The sequence below is a fragment of the Acidovorax sp. LjRoot74 genome, from assembly GCF_964254355.1.
In the GTDB taxonomy this organism is placed as follows: domain Bacteria; phylum Pseudomonadota; class Gammaproteobacteria; order Burkholderiales; family Burkholderiaceae_C; genus Acidovorax.
Genome location: NZ_CAXUTI020000001.1, coordinates 4,431,381 through 4,444,111, shown reverse-complemented (window position 1 = coordinate 4,444,111; position 12,731 = coordinate 4,431,381). Strand labels below are relative to the sequence as shown.

12 protein-coding genes are annotated in these 12,731 nt (G+C 66.2%); 5 read left to right on the top strand and 7 right to left on the bottom strand.

The window, feature by feature from the left end; all coding sequences use genetic code 11:
* Positions 1 to 169: 169 nt before the first annotated feature.
* Together ACSQ3O_RS21185 and feoB are read left to right on the top strand one after the other, a co-directional pair.
* Entirely contained in the window at positions 170 to 499 is a 330-nt protein-coding gene (locus ACSQ3O_RS21185) for a FeoA family protein (protein ID WP_436141160.1), read from the top strand.
* A complete protein-coding gene (gene feoB, locus ACSQ3O_RS21180; RefSeq protein WP_436140376.1) occupies positions 496 to 2,427 on the top strand; it encodes a ferrous iron transporter B in 1,932 nt (643 codons plus the stop codon). The genes ACSQ3O_RS21185 and feoB overlap by 4 nt, the downstream gene beginning before the upstream one ends.
* Before the next feature lie 341 nt (positions 2,428 to 2,768).
* Here the strand turns inward: feoB and ACSQ3O_RS21175 are convergent, their stop codons facing one another.
* From ACSQ3O_RS21175 to ACSQ3O_RS21165, 3 genes are read right to left on the bottom strand one after another with little or no spacing between them, the layout of a single operon-like run.
* Positions 2,769 to 3,449: an HD domain-containing protein gene (locus ACSQ3O_RS21175; protein WP_436140375.1), complete on the bottom strand. Its 681-nt coding sequence runs from the start codon at positions 3,447 to 3,449 to the stop codon at positions 2,769 to 2,771.
* A gap of 8 nt (positions 3,450 to 3,457) precedes the next feature.
* Positions 3,458 to 4,387 carry an ornithine carbamoyltransferase gene (argF, locus tag ACSQ3O_RS21170; RefSeq protein WP_436140374.1) on the bottom strand — a complete coding sequence of 310 codons (930 nt, stop codon included), beginning with the start codon at positions 4,385 to 4,387 and terminating at the stop codon, positions 3,458 to 3,460.
* A gap of 17 nt (positions 4,388 to 4,404) precedes the next feature.
* Positions 4,405 to 5,601 carry an aspartate aminotransferase family protein gene (locus ACSQ3O_RS21165; protein ID WP_137745330.1) on the bottom strand — a complete coding sequence of 399 codons (1,197 nt, stop codon included), beginning with the start codon at positions 5,599 to 5,601 and terminating at the stop codon, positions 4,405 to 4,407.
* A 240-nt stretch (positions 5,602 to 5,841) separates the two neighbouring features.
* Here ACSQ3O_RS21165 and ACSQ3O_RS21160 point away from each other — a divergent pair, with 240 nt between their 5' ends.
* A complete protein-coding gene (locus ACSQ3O_RS21160) occupies positions 5,842 to 6,165 on the top strand; it encodes a DUF3579 domain-containing protein (protein WP_137745329.1) in 324 nt (107 codons plus the stop codon).
* 5 nt (positions 6,166 to 6,170) lie between these two features.
* Here the strand turns inward: ACSQ3O_RS21160 and ACSQ3O_RS21155 are convergent, their stop codons facing one another.
* Together ACSQ3O_RS21155 and rpsT are read right to left on the bottom strand one after the other, a co-directional pair.
* Positions 6,171 to 7,376, bottom strand: coding sequence for an AAA family ATPase (locus ACSQ3O_RS21155; RefSeq protein ID WP_436140373.1), 1,206 nt, complete (start codon positions 7,374 to 7,376; stop codon positions 6,171 to 6,173).
* A gap of 197 nt (positions 7,377 to 7,573) precedes the next feature.
* The gene (rpsT, locus tag ACSQ3O_RS21150) at positions 7,574 to 7,876 is read right to left on the bottom strand and encodes a 30S ribosomal protein S20 (RefSeq protein ID WP_015015385.1); all 303 of its coding nucleotides are present in this window, start codon (positions 7,874 to 7,876) and stop codon (positions 7,574 to 7,576) included.
* A gap of 189 nt (positions 7,877 to 8,065) precedes the next feature.
* Between rpsT and murJ the strand changes: the two genes are divergently transcribed.
* Both murJ and ACSQ3O_RS21140 read left to right on the top strand, forming a co-directional pair.
* A complete protein-coding gene (gene murJ, locus ACSQ3O_RS21145; protein ID WP_436140372.1) occupies positions 8,066 to 9,625 on the top strand; it encodes a murein biosynthesis integral membrane protein MurJ in 1,560 nt (519 codons plus the stop codon).
* Between the two features lie 96 nt (positions 9,626 to 9,721).
* Positions 9,722 to 10,576, top strand: coding sequence for a SirB1 family protein (locus ACSQ3O_RS21140; protein WP_436140371.1), 855 nt, complete (start codon positions 9,722 to 9,724; stop codon positions 10,574 to 10,576).
* Positions 10,577 to 10,684: 108 nt separating this feature from the next.
* Here ACSQ3O_RS21140 and ACSQ3O_RS21135 read toward each other — a convergent pair whose 3' ends face one another.
* Together ACSQ3O_RS21135 and ACSQ3O_RS21130 are read right to left on the bottom strand one after the other, a co-directional pair.
* The gene (locus tag ACSQ3O_RS21135) at positions 10,685 to 11,551 is read right to left on the bottom strand and encodes a plasmid replication/partition related protein (protein WP_137745373.1); all 867 of its coding nucleotides are present in this window, start codon (positions 11,549 to 11,551) and stop codon (positions 10,685 to 10,687) included.
* Between the two features lie 98 nt (positions 11,552 to 11,649).
* Positions 11,650 to 12,720, bottom strand: coding sequence for a transporter (locus ACSQ3O_RS21130; RefSeq protein ID WP_436140370.1), 1,071 nt, complete (start codon positions 12,718 to 12,720; stop codon positions 11,650 to 11,652).
* Positions 12,721 to 12,731 lie beyond the last annotated feature (11 nt).

Here is a 12,731-nt window from a genome sequence, read left to right as displayed (position 1 = left end):
AGACCGGCGCCCGCGCCAGTCTCATGTGAAGCGGACGGGCGGCGCACAGCGCCGTAGGCTGAGTTTGCTCTGGATCAGACTCTGCAGCCTTGCCCTGGCAGTGGGATGGCGATATTGATAAAATTGAGAATCAATATCATTCACAACAAGGCATTTCCCCATGAAAGCCATGGACCATGGCGCGGCTGCGCTGCTGCATGAGCGCGCCGGGCGCTCGGCATCCACCGGCCTGGACACGCTGCCCCTGCGCGCCCAGGCGCTGGTGACCGGGTTGCTGCCCGCCCGCGATGCGCAAGAGCACAGTGTGTTGTTGCGCCTGCTGGAAATCGGTTTTCTGCCCGGTGAAACCGTGCGCGTGGTGGCGCGCGGTGGGGTGGGGGGCGACCCCATCGCGGTGCGTGTGGGGCAGGTCACTTTTGCGCTGCGCAGGCCAGAGGCGTCCATGGTGTTGGTGCAGCGGCTGGATGCCGCCGGGCTCGCGCTGGAGGATGCGGCATGAACGTGAACGCACCCACGGCAGCGTCTCTGCCCCCGTCTGATGCCCCCCTGCGCGTGGCGCTACTGGGCAACCCCAACTGCGGCAAGACCGCGCTGTTCAACCTGCTCACCGGCGCGCGCCAGAAGGTGGCCAACTATGCGGGCGTGACGGTGGAGCGCAAGGAGGGGCTGCTGCAGACCGCTGCGGGCCGCCGGGTGCGTGTGCTGGACCTGCCGGGCGCCTACAGCCTGCACGCGCACAGCGCGGACGAGGCCATTACCCGCGACATCGTGCGAGGGCGTCGCGCGGGTGAGCCTGTGCCCGACCTGCTGGTGTGCGTGACCGACGCCACCCACCTGCGCCTGAACCTGCGCCTGGTGCTGGAGGCCCGCGCCCTGGGCCTGCCCATGGTGCTGGTGCTCAACATGATGGACGTGGCCGAGCGCCAGGGCATTGCCATCGACCGCGAGGTGCTGTCGCGCGTGTTGGGCATGCCGGTGCTGGCCACCGTGGGTGTGCGCGGCAACGGCGCCCAGGAGCTGGTGCAGTGGCTGGACGGTGTGAGCCTGCAGCAGCTGCAGCGCCCGGTGGTGGCGCCCGATGCTGCGGCGCGGCTGGACGCGAGCGACCTCGAAGCGCAGAACGATGTCATCCGCACGCACCAGGAGGTGCGGCGCATTCTGGACCTGGCCGTGCGTGTGCCTGAGGTCAGCCTGCGTGCCGATGACCGGATCGACGCGGTGGTGCTGCACCCTGTGTGGGGCCTGCTGATCCTGGCCGCCACGCTGTTTTTGATGTTCCAGGCGGTGTTCAGCTGGGCTGAATTGCCCAAGTCGTGGATCGAAGATGGCGTGGGCTGGCTGGCAGCCCTCGTCAACAGCCACATGGCCGATGGCCCCTTGCGCAGCCTGCTGACCGACGGGGTGCTGGCGGGTGCGGGTGGGGTGCTGGTCTTTTTGCCGCAAATCCTGTTTCTGTTCCTGTTCATCCTGGCGCTGGAGGACTCGGGCTACCTGCCGCGTGCGGCGTTCTTGCTGGACCGCGTGATGGGCACGGTGGGCCTGTCGGGCCGCTCGTTCATCCCGCTGCTGTCGAGCTTTGCGTGCACCGTGCCGGGCGTGATGGCGACGCGCTCCATCACCCACTGGCGCGACCGGCTGGTGACCATCATGATCGCCCCGCTCATGACCTGCTCGGCGCGCCTGCCGGTGTATGCGTTGCTGATTGCGGCCTTCATCCCCGAGCGCACGGTGGCGGGGGTGTTCAACCTGCAGGGCGTCGTTCTGTTTGCGCTGTATGTGGCGGGCATTGCCAGCGCCATGGCCGTGGCGGCGGTGGCCAAGCTGGCCCGCAGCGATACGCGCGCCACGCCGCTGATGATGGAGCTGCCCGCGTACCGCTGGCCCAGCGTGCGGGGCCTGGCCTACGGGCTGTACGAGCGGGCGGTGATTTTCATCAAGCGGGTGGGCGGCATCATCCTGGCCGTCACCGTGTTGTTGTGGTTCCTGTCCACCTACCCCGGCGCGCCAGAAGGCGCTACGCAGCCCGCCATCACCTACAGCCTGGCAGGCCAACTGGGTCGCTTGTTGGAGGTCATCGTCGCGCCGATCGGTTTCAACTGGCAGATTGCCATTGCGCTGGTGCCCGGCATGGCGGCGCGCGAGGTCGCGGTGAGTGCGCTGGGCACGGTGTACGCGCTGTCTGCCACGGGTGAGGATGCCGCTAGCCAGCTGGGGTCGATGATTGCGGGCTCATGGTCGCTGGCCACTGCGCTGTCGCTGATGGCCTGGTATGTGTTTGCGCCGCAGTGCATCTCCACCATCGCCGCCGTGCGGCGTGAGACCAATGGCTGGCGCTACCCGCTGCTCATGGTGGGGTACCTGTTTGCCATGGCCTATGCCGCCAGCTTTGTGACCTACCGCGTGGCGCTGGCGCTGGGCGGGGGCTGAGGGGAAGGGTGCTTATGGCCCAGAAACTGATCGTTGGTCTGATCGTCCTTGCCGCTGCGCTCTATGTGCTCTGGCGTTATCTGCCCGCCCGCTGGCGTCAGGGGTTGGGTAAGGTCCACCCGGGGCTGGCACAGTCGCCGGGCTGCGGCGGGGGCGATGGTGGGTGCAGCAGCTGCGGCAGTTGCGCGGCGCCACCCGAGGCGGGCGCCGCAAAACCGGTTGCCATGCCTGCCCCGCGCAGGCCCATGGCGTAAGTTTGCTATTCATTTAATAGCTACTTACGCTTTTGGGATGCGCGGCGAAGGCCATTTTCTTCAATAAAACTGTGCCTTGGCAGCCGGTTACGTGTAGAGCCTGCCTTCTCCCAGCGCACGCAAGGCCTGCTGGAGATTGGCGCGCGCCTGCGCCTCATAGCGCTGCGCAAAGTAGCCCGTGCCGTAGATGTGCGGGCGCTCAAGAAACCCTTGCAGCACCGCGCTGCGCCCCGCCACATAACGGGGCCAGCGCACAAAGAAGTATTCGCGCCGCACGTTGCGCTCGAACTGGCGGTACACCGCGTCGCTTTGGCCGAGGATGGCCAGGTCGATGTCCACCACCCACAGCGCATCGCCCGTGAGCGGGCCCGGGGTGTGGCGGGTGTCCATCACATGCTGGTGCACGGCTTCGGCCAGCGTGGTGGGCAGCCCTTGGTTCAGGAGGAACTCGCGGGCCCAGTCGGCGCTGCGTGCCTCGTTCTGCCCACTCCACGGCCAGTAGATGGCATCGTGGTACCACAGGGCCAGCGCCACGGCATGGGGGTTGTGGAGCGCGCCGGGCTGGTGGTCCTGCACCGCCTGCAGGTGCCGTAGGCAGGCACGCAGGTGGGTGGTGTCGTGGTAGGCGCGGGGCCAGCGGGCCCAGCTGCGCAGCAGGCGCCGGCCCTCGGCGCGCCAGGTGGGGGTGTCGCGCCCAAGCGCTTGGCCCAGGGCCTGCCAGTGCGCCAGCAATTCGGCGCTGTGGGCGGGCTGGCGGCGCCAGGGCATGGGGGCTTTTAGGCCAGTTTGCCCAGCAGCAGGTACTCCATCAGGGCCTTCTGCACGTGCATCCTGTTTTCTGCCTCGTCCCACACCACCGACTGCGGCCCGTCGATCACATCGGCCTCGACCTCTTCGCCCCGGTGCGCGGGCAGGCAGTGCATGAAGAGGGCGTCGGGCTGGGCGGCGGCCATCATTTCGGTGTCCACGCACCAGTCGGCAAAGGCTTTCTTGCGCGCTTCGTTCTCGGCTTCGTAGCCCATGCTGGTCCACACGTCGGTGGTGACCAAGTCAGCGCCCCGGCAGGCTTCCATGGGGTTGCTAAAGAATTGATAGCTGTCAGCGCTGATTCCGTGCGCGCCAGCGGCCAATTTTTCATCAATTTCATAGCCACGGGGCGTGCTCACATGCACCTTGAAGCCCAGCAGCGATGCTGCCTGCACCCAGGTGTTGGCCATGTTGTTGCCGTCGCCCACCCAGGCCACCGTCTTGCCCTGGATCGAGCCACGGTGCTCGATGTAGGTGAAGATGTCCGCCAGGATTTGGCAGGGGTGGTACTCGTTGGTCAGGCCGTTGATCACGGGCACACGCGAGTTGGCGGCAAAACGCTCGATCTTGCTTTGCTCGTAGGTGCGGATCATCACCAGGTCGGTCATGCGGCTGATGACCTTGGCGCTGTCCTCAATCGGCTCGGCGCGGCCCAGCTGGCTGTCGCCGGTGGTCAGGTGCACCACGCTGCCGCCCAGCTGGTACATGCCGGCCTCGAAGCTCACGCGCGTGCGGGTGCTGGCTTTCTCGAAGATCATGGCCAGCGTGCGGTCCACCAGCGGGTGGTGCTTTTCGTAGGCCTTGAACTTCTTCTTGATGAGCGCGGCGCGCTCGAACAGGTAGGCGTATTCGTCGGCGGTAAGGTCGGTGAACTGCAGGTAATGTTTCAGCGTCGTCATGACAATCTTGCTTTGCTTCATTCAGCCAGGATGGCTTTGACCAGCGGGGTCAGCTTGGCGACGATCTCGTCGGCCTCGGCCGTGGTCAGGATCAGCGGAGGCACTAGGCGGATCACGCTGTCGGCCGTGACCGACAGCAACAGGCCCGCTTCGGCCGCGCGGCCGATCAGGGCGCCGCAGGGCTTGTTCAGCTCGATGCCCAGCATCAGGCCCTGGCCCCGGATCTCCTTGACGCCCGGCAGGCTGCCCAGCTCGCGCGCCAGTGCCGCGCGCAGGTGGTTGCCCACCTGGGTCGCATTGTGCAGCAGGCCGTCTTCTTCCATGATGCGGATGGTTTCGACCCCGGCGCGCATGGCCAGCGGGTTGCCGCCGAAGGTGGTGCCATGGTTGCCGGGCTGTAGCACGCTGGCTGCCTTGGGGCCCGCCACCACCGCGCCAATCGGCACGCCCGAACCCAGGCCCTTGGCCAGGGGCATCACGTCGGGCACGATGCCCGCCCACTGGTGGGCAAACCACTTGCCGGTGCGGCCCATGCCGCACTGCACCTCGTCAATCATCATGAGCCAGCCGCGCTCGTCGCACAGCTTGCGCAGCTGTTGCAGGTATTCGATGCGCATGGCGTTGATGCCGCCTTCGCCCTGGATGGTCTCGAAGAACACAGCGACCACGTTGGGGTTGCCCTCGGTCGCTTGCTTGATGGCCTCGATGTCGTTCATCGGCACGCGCACAAAGCCCTCGACCAGCGGGCCAAAGCCGCTGTGGATCTTGGGGTTGCCGGTGGCAGACATGGTGGCAATGGAGCGGCCATGGAAGGCCTTCTCATAGACCACGATCTCGGGCTTGGCGATGCCCTTGTCCACGCCGAACTTGCGGGCGATCTTCAGGGCCGCCTCATTGGCTTCCAGGCCCGAGTTGCAGAAGAACACGTTCTGCATGCCCGACAGCTCCACCAGCTTGGCGGCCAGCTGCTCCTGGCCGGGCACGTGATAGTAGTTGGAGGTGTGGATCAGCTTGGCGATCTGGTCCTGCAGTGCGGGCACGAGCTTGGGGTGGTTGTGGCCCAGCGTGTTCACGGCGATGCCGCCCAGGCCGTCCAGGTATTCCTTGCCGTTCACATCCCACACGCGGCTGCCTTGTCCACGCTCCAGTGCGATCGGCACGCGGCCGTAGGTGTTCATCACGTGGGGCGAAGCGGCTTCGATGAAAGCGGTCATGCGGGAATCTCCAGACGGTACGGTGGCAAAAAACGAAGCACGATTCTAGGGCGCGCACTGTGATCTTCTGTTGACGATTGCGCATTACTGCAATGCTGCGCACTACCCGACTTTTGCCCGCTTGCTGGAGCCCGGCATAGGGATTAGAGGGGCAGCTCTTATATAAGAGTTAGAATACGCGCTGCGGTGCAGCATGCAGTGATCCTGTATCTGGCGCGCTCACTACCACTCCAATCCCCGATGGTTTCCCCCTCCTCCAAAGAAGTCTTCATTCAGGGCATCACCCATGACGGGAAAACCTTTCGGCCCAGCGACTGGGCCGAACGGCTGGCCGGGGTGATGAGCAGCTTTCGCCCTGGTGGAGCCCGGCCCGGCAGTCACCTGAGCTATTCGCCTTGGTGCATTCCCACCACGCTCAATGGCATCAAGTGTGTGGTGGTGCACCGTGATCTGCAGGGGCACGAGCCCATGGCCTGGGACTTTGTCATCAACTTTGCGCGTGACAACAACCTGCAGGTAGCCGAGGCCTGCCTGCTGCCCGATCCGCCCCCCGCCAAGGGCTGAGGCGCTCAGTTTCCTTTTTCTGCACCCAGCCGGGGTGCATCGCCAGTGGGGCTCGCACGCAGCAACTGGTCGGCCTGCAGCCGGTTCATCCAGGCTTTTTCCACAAACGGATCCGTCACGCCGTAGTGTCCGTGTTTCACGCGCATGAGCAGGTTGGCCGAGGTCATCGTGCCGATGATGCCTTGCACCTCCTGGGCCGTGACTTCGCGGCCGATCTGCTTCGCATAGGCCTTGAGCGCCTCGCCGGTGAACACGCCCTTCACATCGCCGCCAATGCTGCAGATGCGCGAGAACACGGCTTCGGCCAGCGGGCCCATGGCTTCCACCTTCTGCAGTTCCACATCCGCCGCTGCAGCGCCCAACGACTGTGCGATGGTGGGCAGGTGTTCGTCGGGCAGGGCGTCCGGCGGCAGGCTGCGCAGTACGTTGAGGGCCTTCATCAGCTCCTCGGGCCGGCTGCCCATGCTGCGAAAGGCCGCCTCGGTGACTTCCGCCGAAGGCAGCATGGCGCCCAGCTGGGGGCCGACCTGCGCCAGCACGTAGTCGATGAAGTCCCGCCCCAGCACGGGGAATTCGTTGGTCACCGCGCCGTTGAAGGCCTGGTTGCCCTTGAGCGTGAGTTCCTGCACGCGCGCACGGTGTGAGCCGGTGCCGATGAAGAGGAAATGCCCCGGCGTGCCCGGGCGGGTGTTGATGGCGTCGCGCGCCGCCTTCAGCGCGTGCAGCAGGTGGTCGCCATCGGCACTGCCCAGCGCGTGCTGCACCTCGTCCACGATGAGCACCACATCCGTCCGGGCTTGGTCGATCAGCTCCTGGAACGCCTGGGCCAGGCTCACGCCGTCGTCTTTGCCCACATCGGCGAGCTTGAAGCCAAACTTGAAGCCCGCTGCGCCCGCTTCGAGGTTGGTGACTTCCTTGAGCCGCTTCAGGATGCTTGAGCCGGGCAGCTGCAGCTCTTTGAGCGTCTTGCGGATGGCCTCGTGCACCAGATCGGCCGGGTTGGCCTGCGGTTGGCTCCACAGGTCCACATAGACCACGATGGCGCCCAGCGCCTCCAGGGCAGGGATCAGGTCGGTGGCCAGGAAGGTGGTCTTGCCCACGCGCCGCTGGCCCGAAAGGAACAGGCCGGAGCGCAGCGAGGTGTCCAGGAACGAGGGCCTGAGCAGCTGCTGGGCCATCTGCTCGGCGAGGGCGGTGCGGCGGAAGGTCATGGTTTATTGGTTTTTATGAAATTCCAATAATTATGCTTTTCGAATAATTTAAGGTAAAGCCTGCCGTTTCAGGCACGGAAACGAAAAAACCGCCCGAAGGCGGTTTGTTCGTTTTTTTGCTGGCAGCGCACCCGTTACAAACGGCGAACGGCGGGGCCGTTCGGGCTGTTTGCCTGCCGGGGCAGGCGGTGAATGAATTAAGCGGCTGCGGGTGCCAGGGCTTTCACCTTGGCAGACAGACGGCTCTTGTCGCGAGCAGCCTTGTTCTTGTGGAAGATGCCCTTGTCGGCCACGGTGTCCACTACGGCTTGCATCTTGGCGAACAGTTCGGTCGCCTTGGTCTTGTCGCCAGCCAGAACAGCCTTTTCGACGTTCTTGACAGCGGTACGGTATTTGGAACGCAGCGAGGTGTTTGCGGCGTTGATCTTGACGTCCTGACGGACGCGCTTACGGCCCGAAGCGAGGCGGGGGTTCTTCTTTTTTGGTTTAGCGGATGCCATGATGAATATTCCTTGGGTCTGTGGATGTTGCCAGCAAAGCCCGCGATTATAGCCCAGAGAGGAATTTTTACCACTGCCCTGCCAGCAACCGGCACGGTGCCATCGCCAGGGCGCCTGTGGGGCCGGCTTGCGCCGTGCCGCCAGGGGTGTCCCTGGGGGCGGCGAGCATCCAGGGCTACACTTCTTGCGGTGTCGTTATTCAAAGCCGCCTCCACCGTCTCCCTGCTGACCCTCGCCTCCCGCATCACCGGGCTGGTGCGCGAGTTGCTCATGGCCTCCGTCTTCGGGGTCAGCGCCATGACGGACGCCTTCAACGTGGCGTTCCGCATTCCCAACCTGTTCCGCCGCGTGCTGGGCGAGGGGGCCTTCAGCCAGGCCTTTGTGCCGGTGCTGGCCGCCACCCGCGCGCAAGAAGGCGATGACGGCGCCCGGGCGCTCATCGACCATGTGGGCACGCTGCTGGCCTGGACCCTGGTGCTGCTGTGCATTGCCGGGGTGCTGGGCGCGCCGTGGATGGTTTGGGCCATGGCCAGCGGGCTCCAGCCCCAGGGGTTTGACGCCGCCGTCACCATGACGCGCTGGATGTTCCCCTACATCGGCTTCATGTCGCTGGTCGCGCTGGCCGGGGGCATCCTCAACACCTGGAAGAAGTTTGCGGTGCCTGCCGCCTCGCCGGTGCTGCTCAACATCGCGCTGATTGTGTCCATCACGCTGGGCGCGCCACTGTTTGCGCGCCATGGCATTGAGCCCATCTATGCCCAGGCGGCGGGCGTGATGCTGGGCGGCCTGCTGCAACTGGCCATCCAGGTGCCCGCGCTGCTGCGCCTGGGGCTGCTGCCGCGCATCGGCGTGCGCTGGGCGGCCATCCGCGCGGCCTGGGCTGACCCCACCACCCGCAAGGTGGCGCGCCTGATGCTGCCCGCGCTGCTGGGCGTGAGCGTGGCGCAGATATCGCTGCTCATCAACACCCAGATCGCTTCGCATCTGGCCACGGGCAGCGTGAGCTGGATCACCTATGCCGACCGCCTGATGGAGCTGCCCACCGCCCTGCTGGGCGTGGCGCTGGGCGTGGTGCTGATGCCGCAACTGGCCAGCGCCCGCGCCAAGCAGGACGACGAGCGTTACTCGGCCATGCTGGACTGGGGGCTGCGCCTGGTCGTGCTGCTGTCGGTGCCCTGCATGGTGGCCCTGCTGGTGTTTTCGCAGCCGTTGGTGGCGGTGCTCTACCACTACGGCGCCTTTGGTGACGAGGACGTGCGCAAGACCACGCTGGCGCTCACGGGCTACGGGGCGGGGTTGGTCGGCATCGTGGCCATCAAGGTGCTGGCGCCGGGCTTTTACGCCAAACACGACATGCGCACCCCCATGCTGATTGCCGTGGCGGTGCTGGTGCTCACGCAGCTGATGAACCTGGTGCTGGTGCCCTACCTGCAGCATGCGGCCTTGACGCTGACCATCGGCATCGGCGCCATCATCAACGCCACCTGGCTGCTGGTGGGCCTGTTGCGGCGCGGCAGCTACAAGCCCCTGCCGGGCTGGGGCAAGTTTGCCTTGCAGGTGATTGCCGCGAGCGCCTTGCTGGCCGTGCTGCTGGTGTGGGGCGCGCAGCATTTCGACTGGGTGGAGATGCGGGGCAAATCCTGGCAGCGCATCGGCCTGCTGGCCGCGCTGATGGTGGCCGCCGCCGTGCTGTACTTTGGCGCGCTCTGGGCGGCGGGCCTCAAGCTGCGCCAGATGCTGCGGCGCTGAAGCCCCGTGGCATATTGACCCAAAGGCCACAAATGCCCTGTCAAGACGGGTTTTCTGTCGATTGACGCTCACCGGTGTGACGCTTAAAAATTCACCATGTCCCTGAGCTATTCCGTGCCCACCTCGCTGGAGTACTTTGCATCGCTGGTGCGCAGCGATGAGCACTTTCCGCTGCTGGAGGCCGCCGCCAGCCTGGCCCAGGACGAATACCCCGAATTCGACGTGCAGCAACTGCTGGGCGACATGGACCAGCTGCTTGCGCGCATCCAGCGCCGCCTGCCGGCTGATGCCCCCGCCCTGCAGCGCCTGCGCACGCTCAACCAGTTCTTTTTTGCCGACCTGGGCTTTGGCGGCAACATCAACAACTACTACGACCCCGAAAACAGCTACCTGAATGCCGTGCTGCGCACGCGCCGGGGCATTCCCATCAGCCTGGCCGTGTTGTGGATGGAGCTGGCCCAGGGCCTGGGGTTGCATGCGCGGGGCATTGCGTTCCCCGGGCATTTCATGGTCAAGGTGCTGCTGCCCAAGGGCCAGGTGGTGCTGGACCCGATCTCGGGCCAGTCATTGAGCCGCGAGGAGCTGGCCGAGCGGCTGGAGCCTTACAAGCGCCGCAACGGTCTGGTGGACGACTACGACGTGCCGCTGGGCCTGTACCTGCAGGCCGCCACGCCGCGCGACATCATTGCGCGCATGCTGCGCAACCTGAAGGAAGTGCACCGCACCCAGCAGGACTGGCAGCGCCTGATTGCCGTGCTCGACCGGCTGATCGTGCTGCTGCCCGAGGCCTGGGGCGAGCGGCGCGACCGGGGGCTGGCCCATGCCGAGCGGGGCAACACCCCCGACGCAGTGGCCGATCTGGAGGCCTACCTGGCCCATGCCGAGGACGGGCTCGACATCGACCTGATTGCCGACCGGTTGAGCGCGCTGCGCCGTGCTGGCGGCGACTGAGCGATCAGGCTTCCTCCATTGCTCCCTGCCCGTTCAGGCTGAGCCCGTCGAAGCCCGGTGCGGCGCTTCGAAAAGCTCAGCGTGAACGGTTGAGGGTGCAATTTGTTGTCAGAACGGCGCGCTGCCCTCAGGCAGTGCCGCCTGCAATTGCGCCACCTGCCTGCGCAGCTCGGTGTTCTCTGCCGTGAGTTCGGCCACGCGGCTGCGCAGGGTGTGCAGCTCGTCGGCACCGCCCTCGGCGCCCACTGCGGCTTCTGCCGTGGTTTTTTCTTCTGAAGTCGTTTCGTCGCGCGGCTTGCGCTTGCTCTGTTCGCGCACGCGCTTGGCGGCCTGCTTGAGTTCGTCCTTGCCCGCCACCACGGCGGCCACCTGCTCTTCGGCAGGCAGGGTGGCCACGGCGGCGGCGGCGTTGATGGAGATGGTGCCGGACTTCACGGCAGCCACCAGCTCAGGCGCGGCCTGCTTCTGGATTTTTTCGATCATCACCACCTGGCTGCTGCTCAGGCGCGCGGCCTTGGCAATGGCCTCGCGGCTGCTCAAGGGGTCGGGCGCGGGCAGGGCGGCTGCGGCCTCGTGGGCCGCCGCTGGCATCTCGGCCACGGCTGCAGCAGCCGATTCGGCAGGCTCGGCGGCAGTGGCGGCGCGTGCCTTGCGGTCCGCAATGATCTCGCGCTTGCGCAGGGCCAGCACGCCGCGCTGGAAGTCCGACACGCTGCGGCGGCCCAGGTGCTGGTCGATCATCCACAGGTGCACGTCTTCCATCGACTGAAAGCGCGGGTTCTGCACGGTCTGGAACGGCAGGCCATGCTTTTGGCAGATGCCATAGCGGTTGTGGCCGTCCACCAGCACATCGCCCCACAGCACCAGCGCGTCGCGGCAGCCTTCGGTGAGGATGCTGCGCTCCAGGGCCTCGTGTTCCTCGGGGGTCAGGGGTTCGATGTAGGCTTTGAGTTCTTCGTTGACGACGATGTTCATGGTGGCGGGCGGGTCCGGGGATCTGGGCAAGGGGCGGGATTGTAGTGGTGCCTGTCTCCGGGCCTGCGGGGACTGCAGGGTTTGCCTGGCAGCCGCGCCTACCGATCCCGCGCGTCCCTCAGCGTTAGCCAGCCCGCCACTGCGGTGAAAGCCGCCACCACGGCCACGATGATCCAGAAGCCGTGCCCGTTGTCGGCCAGCGGCACGCCGCCCACATTCATGCCGAACAGCCCGGCCAGGATGTTGATGGGCAGGGCCAGCACGGTGACCACCGTCAGCACGAACAGGCTGCGGCTGTTGGCCTCTTGCACGCTGGCGGCGATTTCTTCCTGCAACAGCTTGATGCGTTCCTGCAGGCCCTGCATGTCGCGCAGCACCACCGAGAATTCTTCGGTGGAGTCGCGCAGCTCCTGCGCATCGTCCGTGCCCATCCAGGCCGGTGGGTGCTGCAGCAGGCGGAACAGCGCCGCAGGCTCGGGTGCCAGCAGGCGCTGCAGCCGCACCAGCAGGCGCCGCAGCACGCCCAGCCGGGCGCGCTTGTGGTCCAGGCGCCCGGCCAGCAGCGCGTCTTCCACATCGTCGATGCGCTGGGTCACACCGCGCACGATGTCCACCAGGCCCGAGGCCTGCGTGCGCATCAGCTCGGCCAGCAGCGCCACGCTGGAGCAGGGTGCGTTGCCGCTGCGCACCGTGGTGCGCAATGCATCCACCGAACGCAGGGCGCGTGTGCGCCCCGTCACCATCAGGTGCGGCGCCACGCTGGTCCACAGGGTGGCGATGTCCGAGGGCTCGAAAGCGAAGTCGAAGTGCGCGTCGTTCAGCACGGCGATCAGCGTGTCGTCGTCGCGCTCGATGCGGGTGGAAACGGACCGATCCTTGAGGGCGTCGAAAAAAGCCTCGGGCAGGTCGGCGTGCCGCTGCATCCAGCGCACGGCCTGGGCGTGGCTCAGATTGAAGTGCAGCCACAGGAACTGGCCCTGCGGCGCGGTGCCACCGGCCTGCTGGCCCGCGAGCCATTGCGCGGCCTGGGCCGAGTCAATTTCTAGCGGCGCAGCGTCGGCGCCCAGCAGGTAGCCGCAGATCAACCCGGCAGCGTCGCCCCCGTAGTTCAGGCTGGCACTGGCGGGCTGGGCGGTGGCGGAAGGGGGGAGGTGATCGACAGACTGCACGGGCCCGCATC

What these genes read in the sequence shown, in the direction of transcription:
- ACSQ3O_RS21185 (WP_436141160.1), top strand. Translation starts at nt 170, where the DNA reads ATGGACCATGGCGCGGCTGCGCTGCTGCATGAGCGCGCCGGGCGCTCG.
- feoB (WP_436140376.1), top strand. Translation starts at nt 496, where the DNA reads ATGAACGTGAACGCACCCACGGCAGCGTCTCTGCCCCCGTCTGATGCC.
- ACSQ3O_RS21175 (WP_436140375.1), bottom strand. Translation starts at nt 3,449, where the DNA reads ATGCCCTGGCGCCGCCAGCCCGCCCACAGCGCCGAATTGCTGGCGCAC.
- argF (WP_436140374.1), bottom strand. Translation starts at nt 4,387, where the DNA reads ATGACGACGCTGAAACATTACCTGCAGTTCACCGACCTTACCGCCGAC.
- ACSQ3O_RS21165 (WP_137745330.1), bottom strand. Translation starts at nt 5,601, where the DNA reads ATGACCGCTTTCATCGAAGCCGCTTCGCCCCACGTGATGAACACCTAC.
- ACSQ3O_RS21160 (WP_137745329.1), top strand. Translation starts at nt 5,842, where the DNA reads ATGGTTTCCCCCTCCTCCAAAGAAGTCTTCATTCAGGGCATCACCCAT.
- ACSQ3O_RS21155 (WP_436140373.1), bottom strand. Translation starts at nt 7,376, where the DNA reads ATGACCTTCCGCCGCACCGCCCTCGCCGAGCAGATGGCCCAGCAGCTG.
- rpsT (WP_015015385.1), bottom strand. Translation starts at nt 7,876, where the DNA reads ATGGCATCCGCTAAACCAAAAAAGAAGAACCCCCGCCTCGCTTCGGGC.
- ACSQ3O_RS21140 (WP_436140371.1), top strand. Translation starts at nt 9,722, where the DNA reads ATGTCCCTGAGCTATTCCGTGCCCACCTCGCTGGAGTACTTTGCATCG.
- ACSQ3O_RS21135 (WP_137745373.1), bottom strand. Translation starts at nt 11,551, where the DNA reads ATGAACATCGTCGTCAACGAAGAACTCAAAGCCTACATCGAACCCCTG.